This is a genomic window from Vibrio tetraodonis, assembly GCF_003350295.1.
Lineage (GTDB): Bacteria > Pseudomonadota > Gammaproteobacteria > Enterobacterales > Vibrionaceae > Vibrio > Vibrio tetraodonis.
Window position 1 is genome coordinate 36,994 of record NZ_QLYY01000009.1, and the last position, 12,981, is coordinate 49,974.

The 12,981-nt window shown below is 40.9% G+C and carries 15 protein-coding genes and 1 riboswitch; of the genes, 5 read left to right on the plus strand and 10 right to left on the minus strand.

The genetic code is table 11. The features are described 5' to 3' along the window. Window positions 1-2 precede the first annotated feature (2 nt). The gene (locus DPF90_RS06345; protein WP_114785492.1) at window positions 3-422 is read left to right on the plus strand and encodes a BLUF domain-containing protein; all 420 of its coding nucleotides are present in this window, start codon (window positions 3-5) and stop codon (window positions 420-422) included. Here the strand turns inward: DPF90_RS06345 and DPF90_RS06350 are convergent. Then, window positions 419-1,330, minus strand: a complete 912-nt coding sequence (locus tag DPF90_RS06350) for a LysR family transcriptional regulator (RefSeq protein ID WP_114785493.1) — start codon at window positions 1,328-1,330, stop codon at window positions 419-421. The genes DPF90_RS06345 and DPF90_RS06350 overlap by 4 nt on opposite strands. 123 nt (window positions 1,331-1,453) lie before the next feature. On the opposite strand from DPF90_RS06350, the gene DPF90_RS06355 reads away from it, so the two are divergent. Together DPF90_RS06355 and DPF90_RS06360 are read left to right on the plus strand one after the other, a co-directional pair. Further along, on the plus strand, window positions 1,454-2,509 hold the full coding sequence (locus DPF90_RS06355; protein ID WP_114785494.1) for an HlyD family secretion protein: 1,056 nt from the start codon (window positions 1,454-1,456) through the stop codon (window positions 2,507-2,509). A 4-nt stretch (window positions 2,510-2,513) separates the two neighbouring features. Next, complete coding sequence (locus tag DPF90_RS06360) at window positions 2,514-4,064, plus strand: DHA2 family efflux MFS transporter permease subunit (protein ID WP_114785495.1); 1,551 nt, start codon at window positions 2,514-2,516, stop codon at window positions 4,062-4,064. 41 nt (window positions 4,065-4,105) lie between these two features. On the opposite strand, the gene DPF90_RS06365 is transcribed toward DPF90_RS06360, so the two are convergent. The 6 genes from DPF90_RS06365 to DPF90_RS20335 all read right to left on the minus strand — a co-directional run bounded on the left by DPF90_RS06365 (window position 4,106) and on the right by DPF90_RS20335 (window position 8,512). After that, complete coding sequence (locus DPF90_RS06365) at window positions 4,106-4,447, minus strand: DUF3291 domain-containing protein (protein WP_114785496.1); 342 nt, start codon at window positions 4,445-4,447, stop codon at window positions 4,106-4,108. A 91-nt stretch (window positions 4,448-4,538) separates the two neighbouring features. After that, complete coding sequence (locus tag DPF90_RS06370; RefSeq protein ID WP_114785497.1) at window positions 4,539-4,898, minus strand: YbbD-related protein; 360 nt, start codon at window positions 4,896-4,898, stop codon at window positions 4,539-4,541. Between the two features lie 43 nt (window positions 4,899-4,941). Further along, window positions 4,942-5,442, minus strand: a complete 501-nt coding sequence (locus DPF90_RS06375) for a GNAT family N-acetyltransferase (protein WP_114785498.1) — start codon at window positions 5,440-5,442, stop codon at window positions 4,942-4,944. 255 nt (window positions 5,443-5,697) lie between these two features. Then, window positions 5,698-7,470 carry a putative bifunctional diguanylate cyclase/phosphodiesterase gene (locus tag DPF90_RS06380; protein ID WP_114785499.1) on the minus strand — a complete coding sequence of 591 codons (1,773 nt, stop codon included), beginning with the start codon at window positions 7,468-7,470 and terminating at the stop codon, window positions 5,698-5,700. A gap of 132 nt (window positions 7,471-7,602) precedes the next feature. Further along, window positions 7,603-8,334, minus strand: coding sequence for a chromosome partitioning protein ParA (locus DPF90_RS06385; RefSeq protein ID WP_114785500.1), 732 nt, complete (start codon window positions 8,332-8,334; stop codon window positions 7,603-7,605). A 19-nt stretch (window positions 8,335-8,353) separates the two neighbouring features. Further along, the gene (locus DPF90_RS20335; protein ID WP_172971825.1) at window positions 8,354-8,512 is read right to left on the minus strand and encodes a hypothetical protein; all 159 of its coding nucleotides are present in this window, start codon (window positions 8,510-8,512) and stop codon (window positions 8,354-8,356) included. Window positions 8,513-8,759: 247 nt separating this feature from the next. Between DPF90_RS20335 and DPF90_RS06390 the strand changes: the two genes are divergently transcribed. Next, a complete protein-coding gene (locus DPF90_RS06390; RefSeq protein ID WP_114785639.1) occupies window positions 8,760-9,098 on the plus strand; it encodes a 50S ribosome-binding protein YggL in 339 nt (112 codons plus the stop codon). A 42-nt stretch (window positions 9,099-9,140) separates the two neighbouring features. Here DPF90_RS06390 and DPF90_RS06395 read toward each other — a convergent pair whose 3' ends face one another. After that, the gene (locus DPF90_RS06395) at window positions 9,141-9,383 is read right to left on the minus strand and encodes a hypothetical protein (protein WP_114785501.1); all 243 of its coding nucleotides are present in this window, start codon (window positions 9,381-9,383) and stop codon (window positions 9,141-9,143) included. A 395-nt stretch (window positions 9,384-9,778) separates the two neighbouring features. Beyond that, window positions 9,779-9,879: riboswitch (glycine riboswitch) on the plus strand. Between the two features lie 106 nt (window positions 9,880-9,985). Between DPF90_RS06395 and DPF90_RS06400 the strand changes: the two genes are divergently transcribed. Further along, the gene (locus DPF90_RS06400; protein WP_114785502.1) at window positions 9,986-11,356 is read left to right on the plus strand and encodes an alanine/glycine:cation symporter family protein; all 1,371 of its coding nucleotides are present in this window, start codon (window positions 9,986-9,988) and stop codon (window positions 11,354-11,356) included. Between the two features lie 56 nt (window positions 11,357-11,412). Here DPF90_RS06400 and DPF90_RS06405 read toward each other — a convergent pair whose 3' ends face one another. Together DPF90_RS06405 and DPF90_RS06410 are read right to left on the minus strand one after the other, a co-directional pair. Beyond that, on the minus strand, window positions 11,413-12,066 hold the full coding sequence (locus DPF90_RS06405; protein ID WP_114785503.1) for an isochorismatase family protein: 654 nt from the start codon (window positions 12,064-12,066) through the stop codon (window positions 11,413-11,415). Between the two features lie 18 nt (window positions 12,067-12,084). Beyond that, window positions 12,085-12,798 carry an NUDIX hydrolase gene (locus DPF90_RS06410; protein ID WP_114785504.1) on the minus strand — a complete coding sequence of 238 codons (714 nt, stop codon included), beginning with the start codon at window positions 12,796-12,798 and terminating at the stop codon, window positions 12,085-12,087. Window positions 12,799-12,981: the final 183 nt, after the last annotated feature.

Below are 12,981 nucleotides of genomic sequence, written 5' to 3' on the forward strand. Positions count from 1 at the left end.
ATATGTTTCTAGTCAGATTGGTGTATGCGAGTGAGATTACTGAAGGTGTGACAGAGTCAGATATTCAAAATATCCTAGATAAAGCACGTAAAAAGAATACAGCATTAAATGTCACTGGCGTATTATTGTTTAGCAGAAAGTATTTCCTTCAGTGCTTGGAGGGTTCAAGAGAACAAGTAAATAAAGTTTACCATCACATCCTAAACGACAACAGACATAAAGATGTGATATTACTAGATTACTCAGAAACTAATGAAAGAGAGTTCGCCGACTGGTCTATGGGTTACATTCCTGAGATGGAGATAACGCGACCGATTACTCTAAAATACTCAGAAAGCGCAAGTTTCGAGCCTTATAACATGTCTGGCTCAAGCGCGCACAATCTGCTAACAAGCTTAACCAAGGTCGTCAATGTAGTTTAGTGATTTGCCCGAGTATTAGACTCAAATGCCTCAAGTAGATAGCGAATAAATACTTTCTTTCGTTTTGGCATCAACTGTCGGTCAGCATAGACTAGGCTCACCGAGACTTCAGGCATTGTATATTCAGGTAGCAGTTGAACAAGCTTACCACTAGTGAAGTGCTCTCGGCATATAAACTCAGGTAATACTGCAATCCCCAAACCGTCTAGACATGCTTTGAGACAGGCAGTAATCGTGTTCACCCGTAAACGATAAGGTAAATCTATCTGTATAGAGTCTTTATCTTTGGGTGTAATTAAGTGCCATTTGGGTAACTTAACTGCGCGACTATACACGTCTACCATTTGGTGAGGACTCTGGAGATCTTGATGTGAGCTGATTTTACCAAACTCGTCCAGATACTCTGGACTAGCCGCCAAGACACGTTGAGACTTGGTTAAGTGTCTTGAAATTAAAGAGGAATCTTGTATCTCCCCCACTTGTGCGTAGAGATCGATCCCTTCGGAAATAATATCCACTTCTCGATTAGATAATTCAAGATTGATGGTGACATTAGGGTATTGTTTTAGGAACGTATTGATGTACGTACCTAATACTTGATGGCCCAGCTCGACTGGCAAAACAACTTTTAGTGGGCCACGGATCAAGTCTTGGTTAGCTGATACTTCGAGCTCAGCTTGATTCAATAGTTCTAAAATTTGCAAACTAGATTGATAGAAGCGCTCTCCTTCTGGTGTCAAAACCAGACTTCTAGTCGATCGTGTTACTAACCTAACACCCAAATGCTTTTCTAATTCCACCAATTTTCGACTAACTGTCGACTTTGTCATATCTAACGCATCAGCCGCATGGGTAAAGCTTCCACAATCAACAACTTGAGCAAAAACAGTAATAGCGTTTAAATCCACCCTTCCCTCCTTGGTTTAATTGGTAAGATATTTGCAACAGTGTTTCCCTTTTTTCCTATCTTATCAGTTAATCATTTTCATTTACAATTTGTGATCATTAACAATAACGATAAGAGACACAGCATGACGGATTCAACCCATATCAGACCGCAGAAACAAAGCAATAAAGTCCTGTTTATCGCAACCAGTGCGATAATGATTATCGCCATACTCTGCATTGGATATTGGCTTGGGTACGCTCGATACTTTAAATCCACCGATAACGCCTACCTGCAAGGAGACATAACAACCATACGACCAAAAGTCTCCGGTTATATTGCCAAGTCTTTCGTTAGCGATAACCAGAAAGTAAAGAAAGGAGATTTACTGGTTGAGCTTGATCCACGAGATTATGTAACTGAACTTGAACAAGCAAAAGCTCACCTTGCGGTATCAGAATCAAGTATCGACAATCTATCGGCGCAAAGAACCTTACAAGAAAGTCAAATAAGACAGGCTGAAAGCCGCGTAGATTCAGCTAAAGCTGAATATCAACGTTCCGCTCAGCAGTTGGAACGTTCACGTAGTCTTCGCAAGAAAAATTATGCTTCCCAAGACGAAGTCGATGATATGCTCGCACAGCAGAAAGTCGCTCTTGCAGAACTGAATGAAGCCAATGCTAACTTAGTCGCGGCTCATGACCAACTGTCCGTAATTGACAGTGACATTCGTAAAGCTGAAGCCGCTATTACCGAGTCTAAAGTGGATGTTGACCAAGCTGAACTTAACTTGAGTTATACAAAAATTTACGCTCCCGCAGACGGTATCATTGGAAAAAGAAGTGTGCGCCAAGGGCTCCTTGTTCAATCCGGAACCCCGCTAATGAGCCTTGTACCTACGAGTAATATTTGGGTGGAAGCCAATTTTAAAGAAACGCAAATTGGTGATATTCATAAGGGGCAAAAAGTGAACATTGAATTTGATGCTTTCCCTGATAAGCCTCTAATAGGCGTAGTGGACAGTTTTTCTCCAGCAACAGGAGCAAAATTTGCCCTACTTCCACCAGAGAATGCAACGGGTAATTTTACAAAAGTCGTTCAGAGGGTACCGGTTAAAATCACCATACCCAATCAACAAAGTCTTAAAGGCCGGCTACTACCCGGACTGTCTGTTGTCACCACAATAGACACTCGGGGTTAGCCCCATGTCTGTAAATGCTACCTACACTCCTACGTCCACTGAGAATGAAGTACCGATCAAAAATTGGATTGCTTTGATTGGTGGTTTGATTGGTGCTTTTATGGCCATTTTAGATATCCAAATCACCAATTCATCACTAAAAGATATTCAAGGCGCGCTGTCCGCTACACTCGATGAAAGTTCTTGGATATCAACATCCTATTTAGTCGCAGAGATGATAGCTATCCCACTCAGTGGTTGGCTGTCTCAGGTATTAGGCAAGCGCAGATACCTCACATGGACAACAAGTATTTTTACCGTATCCTCGCTGTTGTGTTCATTGTCTTGGAATATGACATCAATGATAGTGTTTCGAGCTATGCAAGGTTTCAGTGGAGGTGCATTGATCCCGCTCGCTTTCTCCTTAGTTGTTCAATTGCTTCCCCTAAACAAACGTGCCGTGGGAATGGCTTTATTCGGTGTCACCGCCACCTTTGCACCGGCAATTGGGCCGACATTTGGCGGCTGGTTAACCGAGAACCTTTCTTGGCATTACATTTTCTACATCAACGTTCCTCCAGCAATTCTACTTATCGTTATGGTTCGTTATGGCTTAGACGATGAAGTAGCTAGCTTTTCAAAATTTAAGAAAGCAGATTGGTTTGGCATCGCAACAATGGGAATAGGACTCGGCTGTCTCGAGGTGGTACTCGAAGAAGGCAATCGCGAAGAGTGGTTTAGCTCTCAATTTATTATTGCTCTGAGCGCTATCTCCGCTATTAGTTTAATCTATTTTGTGATCAACGAGCTGCAACACCAAAAGCCACTGGTCAATCTCAGATTACTCAGGGACCGACAATTTGCTCTGTCATGTATCGCTTACCTGATCTTAGGGATGGCATTACTGGGTTCCATTTATGTTCTACCTCTGTACTTAACGCAAATTCAACAGTTTAACGCTATGGAAATAGGCCAAGTACTCATGTGGATGGGGTTCCCACAGTTACTGTTTTTCCCATTAGTACCAAGGCTCACCCAAATCATAAAGCCCAAGTACTTGGTTACATTTGGCTTTGTTATGTTTGGCTTAAGTTGTTTCGTCAATACACATATGACTATAGACTTTGGCGGACAGCAACTTATTCTATCAATGCTTCTTAGGGCGGTAGGAAGCCCATTTATTATGGTTCCCCTATCTTTGGTCGCAATGAAGAATATCGATAATCATAATACCGCTGATGCATCCACATTAACCAATGTGATGCGCAATCTTGGAGGCGCTTTTAGCATTGCTATCATTGCAACTTTGTTAGATAACAAAACTCGTGAGCACTTATCTCATATTAAAGAGTCACTACCCTATGTTAGTACCACGGCATGGGATGCATTGCGTGAGCAGCAGTCATACTTCATGCAAGCGGGACGTGACGCTGTAACAGCAATTCAGCAAGCAGAAGCTGTGTTACTTAACACCATGCAGCGTGATGCTGCAATTATGGCTTATAACGATGTGTTTTTAATTATGAGTATATTCTTAGCGATAGCGGCTGTACTGATACTAAGTATGAAAGATTAAGTCAGGTCTTGAAGTTAAGATGTCCTTAAATGCTTCTTAACTTAGCTGACTCCATGCCTATCCGCATATAGGTCAGCAGCAGTAAAATTTGTTTTAAAAGTAAAAGCGAAAGGGGTATCACCGTTTGCTCTAAGGTGGTCACGTCTTTCTATAGCCTCTTGCGGAGTAGGAATATAGTCGTCTTCTATCCACCAAAGCACGTAAGTGTCTTCTGCGACTTGATGAAACCATTCTTTTTTTCGGCGCATAAAATCTCTATGAATAGTGCGAAACATAAAGTCTTTGAGAGAGTCTGCCGTTTCCCATACTGACATATTGACTATGATATTGGGGTGATCTAATGGATATTTAGCATGCGCGATATTGAGTTGTGCTAGTTTCATTTTAACTTCCCTGTAAAAACGAATTTAATTTTCTAATCTTAGATATGTTATCCTTTTTATTATTTTCAAAGTCAAGCTTTAAGCGATTTTATTAGTTTAAAGACCTTAATCTATAATAAATAACTTTTCTATCAGAAAAATCAAAAAGCCACTCAGTTTCACCACTAACATATAATAGTTGCTCTTGCTTTTCGGTAGATTTCAGCCTCTCCTTAAAATCAAGCATTGCGTCATTGGGTAAGACAAAGCGTCCTGACGATTCATTAGAATCAAGGTTGTTATTAACGACGATATCTGTTGCTGATCTTGGTATAATTTCAGGTAACCAGCCACGCTGAAATAGGTCATCTTCTTTGGCACTTTGGTATGTTGGATACTCACTAGTAACTATGTCACTACACCCATACATAGTAAGCAAAATTATTGGAAGTAAATATTTTTTTAATCTCATTAGTCTCAATCTCTGTGTAATTAAGTCAATGTTTTCTATGATGTTATCGATTACCTATATCTGCGTACATGATATGCTGAGATCCAGCTTCACCACCTAAATAGAGCTGCTGAGTATCAAGAAAACCACCTTTATGATAACACGCTTTGGCTGCTGGATTTTTGCAATTGACAGTAAGATAAACGCTTTTATATTGGGAATAATTAACGCCAAGATATGATAATAAAGCTTTGACTGCCAGAGTTCCAATCCCCTTCCCCTGACAATTAATATCTATTGCAAACGCTTTTACACCTAAGCTATTTTTGGAACAGAATGAAAAATTATCAGAATACAGGGTGTCAATTTTGAAAAAACCCACGGGTTTACTGCCACTTTTAATAACGTAAAGATGCGTGGTTTCGCTACCTGAGCTAAGGAAGCTTTCAGCATTTCCTGAATATTTTTCTTGCTCATCCGACAATGTAATATTCTGAACATCGATTAAGTGGGCTGAGTCTAAGGGAGAAATAGAAACATTGCATGAGGTGTTATTAGTTGTCATTTATAATTTAAGTCCATCAAATCTATATAGACACCATGATGCAATATAAAAATAGAAAACTCAATATCATATCGAGCTCAGTACTTTTATGTATACGTATTCATTTCAGTTAATTTCAATAAAGAAGCATCACGAAGCATCACGAAGCATCACGAAGCATCACGAAGCATCACGAAGCATGATAAATGAAAGACATTGCCGTGCGAAATTATGGTTTCTTTCAGCTCTGAGTCGAGGCAAGAAAATAAAAAAAGATTACTCTTTCATGCTTTGGTTATGATGTTCAACTAAGGATATAAACTCGCTCGGTGTCAGAGGTTGAGAATACAAGTAACCCTGATAAGCGTCGCATTTTTCTTGGCGCAATACTTCGAGCTGCTGCTCATTTTCTACTCCTTCCGCAACTACGCTAATATCTAGGCTATGCCCCATTTGGACTATTGTTTTGAGTAAGATCCGATCCGCTTCATGTATTGCGCACTCATTAACGAAATACTTATCTATTTTTAGAACATCAACTGGCAAATGTTTTAGGTATTTCAAACACGAGTATTCAACACCAAAATCATCCACTGCGATTGATACCCCCAACGCTCTTAATTGATTACATATCTCAGTCACACCTTCAGGATCCTTCATTAATGTCGACTCAGTAATTTCAATCTGTAGCAGGTGTGAAGGAAGTTGAACCTCTCTAAGAATTTCGCAGATAGCCTTGAAGAGGTCAGCATCATCAAATTGAACAGTGGAGACGTTTACTGAGACACAAACATCAATACCTTCAACATGCCAAGCTTGTACTTGCTCACAAGCTTTGCGCAAGATCCACTGACCCAAAGGTACAATTTGTGCGGTCTTCTCTGCAATTGGAATAAACTCTGCGGGCGAAATAGAACCTAATTGAGGGTGCTTCCAACGAATAAGCGCTTCGGCCCCGATGATCTTTGCATCTCCAATCGAGACTTTAGGCTGATAATACAAAACAAACTGATCACTGAGAAGTGCAGCTCTTATTTCTGTCTCAATCTGATGCTGGCGAATGGTCTCATTCAGCAATTGGTCATCGAACCAGCACACATAACCAGCGCCTTGCGAAAGCGCTTTGTAAAGAGCAAAGTCCGCATTTTTAATCCAAACCTCAAGGTTGTTAGGCGCATCTTTTGCCAAAGCAATACCAACACCGAAACCTAGTCGGTGACTGGTGTTTTCCATATTGAATAAGGTTTTTTCATGTCGGCGAAGGACATCAACAGCTTCGACTAATGTAGGTCTGAGTTCAGTACTCTCAACAACCAAAGCAAACTCATCGCCCCCAAGGCGGTAAAACTTACCATAGCCTCCGATCAAACGGTCGATATGTTGAGCGAAAGCAACGAGTAACATATCACCATATCGGTATCCAAGACGATCATTTATGTGTTTAAAACCATCTAAACCTATGTGCAGTATTCCAAATCGCTCGGCATTATCTTGATTAACCTCTTTGATATCCTCGTAAAATGCCTGCAGGTTAGGCAACTTTGTTAAAAAGTCCGTAATACTTTGGAGTTGATAAATTTGAGCCTGCTTGCGGGTCTCAATATAAAAATAAGCCATCATAGTCGCAAAAATAGAGATAGCACTCGCTTGGGCCGCTATCTCTATAAATAAGCCAACATCCAGAGAAGTCAGTTGATATAGATACCCATTAATGATCCCCGCAGCCACAGCAATAGGCCACATAGAACCAGGGAAAAGGACAACATAGCACAGGGGAATGAGAATGAGTCCACTGCGAATAACACCTACTTCCAGCGGCTCTATCAACCCTCCCACAATAAATAAAGCGACCGCAGAAAAGGCAAATAGATGCTTTATGCGTCGATCGGACACCCATAATGCAACAACCATCGCCATTGGCACTAGAAGAAAAACGTTAGTCCATACATGGGGTTGGGTGACTAAACCATATGAGACAACTGCAACAGAGCACAAGTAAGCAAGGTCTGCGATCATTGTCATCCATTCTACACCAACATTTTTGCTCACCTTACTACCCTACAATTACTCAACAGACGTCATCACACTACTTAAACCTAGTCTTTAATTATTCCCTTGACTAATTTGGTATAAAAAAACCTCCTTATTAGGAGGCTTTTGTCTCAAACCAAGCGGAATGATTTACAAACCTAACTCACTTGCTAGTGCCTTAATTTGCTTTAGATCCATTTGATGCACACGAATCATTTGATTAACATGACTTAAACGAGAATTAGCTTCGTCTTGTTTATCACAGGCATCCGACTTAGCTTCCCATGAGGTTCCCGCTAAATACAAATCACAATCAGCTTTTAATTGCTTCAACTTTGGTTGAAGATCATCACGTTCTTTTTCCAATGCTTCCAGCTCTTGCTTGACTTTCAGCTCTTGCTGAAATAACTCTCGTGAACGCTCAAACATGGTCGCTTGCATATCCGCTTGTCTATTCAACTTGCGATTTTCTTGTGTCGCTTGGGCAATATTTTGTTTTTCCTCGTTGAGTTGCTCTTCTAGAGAAAGGTTCACTTTTTCCAATTCAGCAACCTGATCATTTAAGCTTTTTATAGTTTCATCAAAAGTGTGTTTCTTTTCATCTATCGCCTTAGTTAACTTAGCTTGGATCTCAGCATCGACCTGAGTCAACTTGTCTTCGACTTCGTCAGTTAACTGCTTTTTCTCTTCCACAAGTTCCTGATATTTGGTTTCTAACCCGTGGTATGCCTCTTGCCATTTGGAAGAAGTCAAAGATGAGCCTATCAGTCCACCTAGAGCAGCTCCTAGTAAACCAGCAATGATTATGTACAGGTAGCTCCGTTTATCTCTTTCTTCGATAACTACGACATCATCATTTTCAACATCAGACTCGTTATTCACTGTTTTTGCTCCTACTGAATTAACGCATTAGTTCGGTCACGACTAAAGCCGAGGTGTAGATTAAAAAGCCTGAAATCATGGTAATAACGACATATCTTTGCAGTTTTTCATTGGTCCGATATCGAATCAATACAAAGGCCAATGCAGCCAAAAATACGATAGCGATCAATCTCGTCATACACTCTCCTTAGCCAACCAAACAAATTTTCCTCTTTCTTGCTTTAAGTTATACCATTTTTTGAGGTTCTAAGGTCAGTGCTAAGTCTGTTTTACGCGCTTTTGACCTAAATAATCATTTAAAGATATCAACTTTGTCTCAAACTACTGTGCATCAATCAGTTATTTCACATAACACAGCTCACAAATTTGGGTGGACAGTAAAAATGAGGTATAAATAGTGATCTTATGTCCAAGGTGAAATGATGATGAAACCATTCAAGTTAGATAGCAAAAAGCGTCGCATTCAAAAGAAACTATTTCTTGGCGAGTTTGCGATGCTCGGATTTGAAGTAAGCTGTGATACAAAGATACAAGACTTTGATAACTACGATACCTTTGTTGATGAGTTTATTGACTATATTGACGCTTTAGACTTAAGTTTTGGCGGAGGTGGCTTAGAGCTTTTTGAAGGCTTTATCTGCCATGCAGAGAGATATAAAAGTGTTAGCAGTGAGCAACAAGCAAAAGTAATATCTTGGCTTGAAGCTCGACAGGATGTGAAAGCGGTTCGTGTTGGGGAATTAGTAGACGCAAACTACTTTTAGCACCAAGCGCTGGTAACGCCACACAGGCGTTACCTATCTTCTTCACCTTACTTCAAGGCCTAAGTTGTATTGCGCTAGACATCGAGTGACATAACTCACCTTCAAAAATGCCGCAATGATAATAGTACTGATATGCGCGGCTACCTGCGCCTCTAAACTGAAGGCATCAGCATATGGATACGCAATGATCACACTCACAACCAGTGCTAAAAAAGTGATGGTTAAACCGATATTTGAAACAGCCAATAGTGTTTTAAATGTATCGCGAGTTGGTTGATTAAACATAATGACTCCAGTGCTTACGTTCATTTCCTTTATACATAGCATTTCTCTTGCCAACTTTAAGAGTGAATAACTATCAACAGCTTAGATTAAATCACCCCCAAAAAGAGTCATATTGACACATAGGATTTATGCGTCAAAATAACACAGGAAAATTCAAAAGACTCTTTCAGACAATATCTTTAATCAAAAAATACATTGAATTGCACAATAAACATGATAAATTTCACACTTCGATTGTGACCACACTTTCGACTTACTTTTGTTTAGTAATTAAACAATCGTTCCAATGAAGATGGCAGGAGAGTGGTTTTTCGCCAATTTGCATACAAATGGCCGAATAACCTACCGAAGAAGTAAATCTTTCAGGTGCTGTGCATGCAGCGTGGACTGTCATTGGAGGAACCTCTGGAGAGAACCGTTTAATCGGTCGCCGAAGGAGCAAGCTCACGACAAATTAGTGAGTGAAACTTTCAGGCAAAAGGACAGAGGAGTGCAAAGAATAACGCAGATAAATTAAACCTTTTGTCCAAAATCTTGGCTTGAGCCATTGTCTGTGCGCTTTCACTCTTCTCCTTAGTAACATTTATCACTACGGGGAATTCATGAACAATCTTCAATCTTTACTTACCACAATAGACAACTTTGTCTGGGGCCCTCCACTATTGATACTGCTTGTCGGTACTGGTGTCTATTTCACGTTTCGTTTAGGACTGCTTCAGTTTAGATACCTGCCAAAAGCACTAACCATGCTGTTTAGTAAGCACGACTCAGACAAACAAGGAGATGTATCTAGTTTCGCCGCTTTATGTACCGCTCTTTCTGCCACTATAGGTACAGGTAATATCGTTGGCGTTGCTACCGCCATTAAATTAGGTGGTCCAGGTGCTTTATTTTGGATGTGGCTAGCGGCTCTTTTTGGTATGGCCACCAAATATGCAGAGTGTCTACTTGCGGTTAAATACAGAAAAGTGGATGCTAATGGCCAAATGATCGGCGGGCCTATGTATTACCTTCAAGATGGCGTTGGCTCTAAACTTCTTGCAACCTTATTTGCTATTTTTGCCTTACTCGTTGCCTGCTTTGGTATCGGAACGTTTCCTCAGGTCAACGCGATTCTCGATGCAAGCGAAATATCTTTCGGTGTGCCACGTTCATTCGCGGCGATTACGCTGACACTTTTAGTCGCTTTCGTCACCTTAGGTGGCATTAAATCAATCGCTAAAGTGGCAGGTAAAGTTGTCCCTGCAATGGCAGTATTTTACGTATTAGCATGTGTTGGCGTCATCATAGTAAATGCCGATCAGTTGATCCCTGCCATCCAACTTGTGCTTGTTTCCGCCTTTAGCTCTAGTGCGGCAACAGGTGGTTTTTTAGGAGCTAGTATCATGCTTGCGATTCAATCAGGCATTGCAAGAGGTGTTTTCTCCAATGAATCCGGCCTTGGTAGCGCTCCTATGGCAGCCGCTGCAGCTAAAACTGATTCTTGCGTGAAGCAAGGTCTAATCTCAATGACAGGAACCTTCTTTGACACCATCATAATATGCACCATGACTGGGCTGGCTCTAATTCTGACTGGAGCATGGCAAAGTGATTTCTCAGGCGCAGCAATGACGACTCATGCGTTTGCTGTCGGACTAGATTCAGCAACACTCGGTCCTATGATTGTTTCCACTGGCCTTATATTTTTTGCCTTCACGACGATTCTAGGTTGGAACTATTATGGTGAGCGCTGCGTGGTATTTCTGTTAGGAACTAACGCTGTTTTACCTTACAAAATAGTGTTTGTTGCTCTGGTTGCATCAGGAGCCTTTTTGCACCTCGACATGATTTGGATACTTGCCGACATTGTTAACGGACTGATGGCAATCCCCAACCTGATTGGCTTACTTGCCCTGCGCAATGTAGTTATCGAAGAGACCAAAATTTACTTTAGCCAGTTCAACCGGGCCACAACAAACAAAGCAATCGCTTAATTTATAATGTGTATACAATGCGAAGCCTAATAACTTCGCATTGTTTATTTCGCTCTTTATTCGCTGACTATGCCAGCCGCTCCTTCCACCAAACATACTCCCTTCTCAAAAAATTCTTGAGTCAATTGGTCTACATTTTCAGGGAATACTGCCCGTGTCGAGGCTAAGTTTAAAATCACCCTAAAGCCCGCGTCTAACAATTGTTCTATCGATTTTTTTACACAAAAGTCTAACGCTAAACCGCCCACGATAACTGTTTCAACTTTGTTAGCTCGCAAATACTCAATTCCACCAGTCGACAAAACATCCGCTTGATCATGATAAAAAGCCCCATAGGGATGGGCGTCAGGGTCCATCCCCTTATTTATCTGGAAATCATAATCTCGAATCTGTGGCAAACCGGGAAGTAGTTCTGCTCCTAACGTCCCTACGATACAATGCGGATTCCATTTAATATCAACCTCCGAAAGGCCGACTGGCTCAAGCATATTTTCCGGTTTTTCCGCTTCCCAAGCAGCACCTGATGGGTGCATATCTCTCGACACTAAACAAAAATCAGCCTTGCTGTGGTTTTCAATTAACTCGCTCACTATCTCAAGAGCACCAGCAACAGGAAGCTCGTTTGGACAAAGCTCACTGAAGCCTTTTTGAGGATCAACATCAATTGACGCGGTTTTATTTTTTTCTACTTTCACCGTTTGTAAAAACATTACTTACTCCTAGCACCTCTAACGCAGGCAAGTTTGAAAATACGTCACCGTATTTTCAGCCAAACTATATACCTGAGCGGGTTTTCCACCTTTTCCTCGATTGGTCGAGGCCATTTTATTTGCACTGACAATAACACCGGTATCGATAAGGCGTCGTTTGACTGTCATTCTGTTTACTTCAACACCAAACTTTGCGTAAGCCGCTATGATGTCTGAGACTAAGAATTCTTTATCCAAAGTAAACAAAGCAACCGAGGTATACTCCACTGCTGCTCTAAGCTTTTTCCAAGCTAATTGAATTAACTCTGCGTGATCAAAAGCCAGTTCCATTTGATTATCTAAGATGGTATTCAACGGTAACCACTTGAGATGTTCTTGCCCCAAGCCACAATTATCTATTTGTTCAATATTGGCCCTATTAACGAGTGCGTAATGGGCAATGGTGACACTCCAACCTTCTGGATCGCGCTTAGGGTTACCGTCAACCATAGGTTCGCTAATGTAATTTGGATATGTGTGAATCTTTTGGCGGCAAATACGTTTGCGCGCTGCCTCGAAATCTTGATCAGCTTTTTGCCCGCCATTTTGAGACATATCTTGCTCAAAAACAAACCCACCGGGAATAGCCCAAAGACCTGGCTGTGGACGCTCTGGATTAGCTCTTTTAATCAACAAGGTTTCCAGTCCATGCTCACCTAGTCTGAGACATATCATGTCTATTGTGACAATCATTATTGATTCCCAAAGTTCTTAAACTGTCACGTACCTTACCACTGAAATGTTGTGGGTCAATAAGAAAGTAACAAACAGTGACTAACCTCATTAAATAGCATTACTATATATATGAGTTAAATTAGAATGATTACTATGAATTAGATCAAATCTACACAATATAAGTTAGTAACATAATTTGAC

Coding starts and splice junctions, on each gene's coding strand:
- DPF90_RS06345 (WP_114785492.1), top strand. CDS start 3: ATGTTTCTAGTCAGATTGGTGTATGCGAGTGAGATTACTGAAGGTGTG.
- DPF90_RS06355 (WP_114785494.1), top strand. CDS start 1,454: ATGACGGATTCAACCCATATCAGACCGCAGAAACAAAGCAATAAAGTC.
- DPF90_RS06360 (WP_114785495.1), top strand. CDS start 2,514: ATGTCTGTAAATGCTACCTACACTCCTACGTCCACTGAGAATGAAGTA.
- DPF90_RS06365 (WP_114785496.1), bottom strand. CDS start 4,447: ATGAAACTAGCACAACTCAATATCGCGCATGCTAAATATCCATTAGAT.
- DPF90_RS06370 (WP_114785497.1), bottom strand. CDS start 4,898: ATGAGATTAAAAAAATATTTACTTCCAATAATTTTGCTTACTATGTAT.
- DPF90_RS06375 (WP_114785498.1), bottom strand. CDS start 5,442: ATGACAACTAATAACACCTCATGCAATGTTTCTATTTCTCCCTTAGAC.
- DPF90_RS20335 (WP_172971825.1), bottom strand. CDS start 8,512: ATGACGAGATTGATCGCTATCGTATTTTTGGCTGCATTGGCCTTTGTA.
- DPF90_RS06390 (WP_114785639.1), top strand. CDS start 8,760: ATGAAACCATTCAAGTTAGATAGCAAAAAGCGTCGCATTCAAAAGAAA.
- DPF90_RS06395 (WP_114785501.1), bottom strand. CDS start 9,383: ATGTTTAATCAACCAACTCGCGATACATTTAAAACACTATTGGCTGTT.
- DPF90_RS06400 (WP_114785502.1), top strand. CDS start 9,986: ATGAACAATCTTCAATCTTTACTTACCACAATAGACAACTTTGTCTGG.
- DPF90_RS06405 (WP_114785503.1), bottom strand. CDS start 12,066: ATGTTTTTACAAACGGTGAAAGTAGAAAAAAATAAAACCGCGTCAATT.
- DPF90_RS06410 (WP_114785504.1), bottom strand. CDS start 12,798: ATGATTGTCACAATAGACATGATATGTCTCAGACTAGGTGAGCATGGA.